Below are 1,520 nucleotides of genomic sequence, written 5' to 3'. Positions count from 1 at the left end.
AACCGGGGCAGGAGCGGTTCCACCAGCTCCCACAGCTCGTCCGGGACCAGCCGCCCGGCGAGGCTGCTCTCCAACACATCCATGATCAGATATGTACCCGAAGCGGCCACGCAAGACACGCTCTAAGGGCCCTGGGCATCCAGCGGACCCGCACCCCGACCCGCCACGCCCGCCCGAAGCTGGACGACCACGAGTGGTGGCTACGAGACCTGGCCGACCATCTCGACATGCCCGCCATCACTCTCGATGCCTGGGTCCGCCGCGGCTGGGCCGCCGGATATCTCCACCCCCAGGCCCGGCTGATCGTCGTGCGCGCCGACCCCGCCGAGGTCGAACGCCTCCGCGCCCTGCACCAGGTGCCCCGAGGACAGCACAACCGGCGACCCTGGCTGAAAAATCAGGCAGCCAGCATCGACAACATCGACAAGGAAGGAACCGACGGCGATGTCGAACAGCCACGGCTATGACAGCACCGTGGCTTGCTCCTCTCGATATCGAAACGCCGCAGGAAGGCCTGCCAGAGCAGATCGACCTGGGCCGCGGTGGCATCGGTGCCTGACCACCACAACCACACCGGCTTGGGGATGGCGCCGCTGGGCAGGCACTCGACCTGCAGCAGGATCATGGTGCCCTCGATGACCGGCAGCACGCTCAGGTCGGCGGCCCACGCCGAGCGGTGGGTCAGCCGTGGGTGGAGCCGGTCCCAGGCCCGCACGGTCGCCGTCCCGTAGAGACGGGTGTCGGTCACGGTCGTCTGGTCGGGGATGGTCCAGGTGCCGGGGTCACCGAAGACGAACTTGCCGCCGTGGCGGGGCGGGCGGCCGTAGATGCCGGGGGTGCGGGGCGGTGCTGCGCGGCGCAGGACGCGGTCGGAGCGCATCCGGCCCAGCACCTGGATCGGCAGGTCGCGGAGCAGGAAGGCCAGGCGGGGCACGTCGTAGCCGGCGTCCACCACAATGAGGATGTCCGGGTCGTGGTTTTTCCACTGCCCGGCTGCCTGCAGCCGCTCGACCAGCTCGCATATCTGCCGGGCGCACCCGTGTGGCCAACAACAGCGAACTGTCCGGGCCCGCTCGCGCCTGGTGGCTGTGGGTCGTGCGCGGCTGACGTTCGTCTACCGGTGGCGACGGCTCACACCGGCCTGGCGATCCGCATGCCGACGTCGACTGGTGATCGGGTGAGCTTCCACGAGTACATCCCGCCGATTCGGAAGATCCGCTCATCCCCGTCGATGGATGTGCTGCTGCTGGGGCGGATTCCGGTGCGGTGGGCGAGTGGGTTGAGGCGCTGCGCCACGTGTTCCGAGCCTGGCGCTGCGACGGGGTGCGGGCGGAGACGTCCCGGTCGTCCGCGTTTCGTTCGATCGCGCGGGCGGGCGACGGGCGTCGCTGGATCCGGATCACTACTCGCGAAGATCCGCCGGGCCGGACGCGCCGGCAGAACCTGCCCGGCGACCGTCGTGATCCGCCGGAAGCGCGGCGGGAAGATCGGCACCTGATCCCGTCCAGCAACCCTGCCAC

The 1,520-nt window shown here is 69.7% G+C and carries 2 protein-coding genes and 1 pseudogene; 1 reads left to right on the top strand and 2 read right to left on the bottom strand.

All coding sequences use genetic code 11. The features are described from left to right. Window positions 1-200: 200 nt before the first annotated feature. Together AB1460_RS37405 and AB1460_RS37400 are read right to left on the bottom strand one after the other, a co-directional pair. Entirely contained in the window at window positions 201-374 is a 174-nt protein-coding gene (locus AB1460_RS37405; RefSeq protein ID WP_368967285.1) for a hypothetical protein, read from the bottom strand. A gap of 107 nt (window positions 375-481) precedes the next feature. Then, window positions 482-1,033, bottom strand: a pseudogene (locus AB1460_RS37400) (transposase); the annotation flags it as partial. Window positions 1,034-1,266: 233 nt separating this feature from the next. Here AB1460_RS37400 and AB1460_RS37395 point away from each other — a divergent pair. Beyond that, a partial coding sequence (locus AB1460_RS37395; RefSeq protein WP_368967283.1) for a hypothetical protein occupies window positions 1,267-1,520 on the top strand: 254 nt, incomplete at its 3' end.

It is taken from the genome of Parafrankia sp. FMc2 (assembly GCF_041008525.1).
Classification (GTDB): Bacteria; Actinomycetota; Actinomycetes; order Frankiales; family Frankiaceae; genus Parafrankia.
This window is presented reverse-complemented; position numbering and strand designations above follow the sequence as displayed.